This is a genomic window from Streptomyces niphimycinicus, from assembly GCF_018883605.1.
Taxonomy (GTDB): Bacteria; Actinomycetota; Actinomycetes; order Streptomycetales; family Streptomycetaceae; genus Streptomyces; species Streptomyces niphimycinicus.
In genome coordinates this window covers 1-442 of sequence record NZ_JAHLEM010001352.1, presented here as the reverse complement: position 1 = coordinate 442, position 442 = coordinate 1, and the positions used below count along the sequence as shown (strand labels likewise).

Annotated in this window: 1 protein-coding gene; it reads right to left on the bottom strand. The window is 67.2% G+C overall.

The features are described from left to right. Positions 1 to 442 (bottom strand): RNA-guided endonuclease TnpB family protein (locus KN815_RS49700; protein WP_216348261.1); only part of this gene is annotated, 442 nt, incomplete at both ends.

Here is a 442-nt window from a genome sequence, read left to right as displayed (position 1 = left end):
TCACGAGTTCACGCCCGTACCAGGCGCACTTGTACTCCAGCATCATGCGCAGATCCGTCCACGCCGCATCCGAGATGGCACGCGCAAGCTTGCCGTTCTTCAGCAGGTTACGGACGGTGAGGTCCTCGATCACGACCGTTTGGTTCTCACGGACGAGCCGAGTCGACAGCTTGTGCAGGAAGTCCCGGCGCCGGTCAGCGATCCGCGCATGCACGCGGGCGACCTTCTGGCGGGCCTTCTCCCGGTTCGCCGACCCCTTCGCCTTACGGGACAGCTCCCGCTGCGCCTTCGCGAGCCGCTTACGGTCGCGCCGGGGGTTGGCCATCTTCTCCCCGGTGGACAGGGTCACCAAGGAGGTGACCCCGGCGTCCAGGCCGACCGCCGCACTCGAGGCAGGGGCAGGGGCGATGGTGTCCTCGACGAGCATCGAGACGAACCAGCG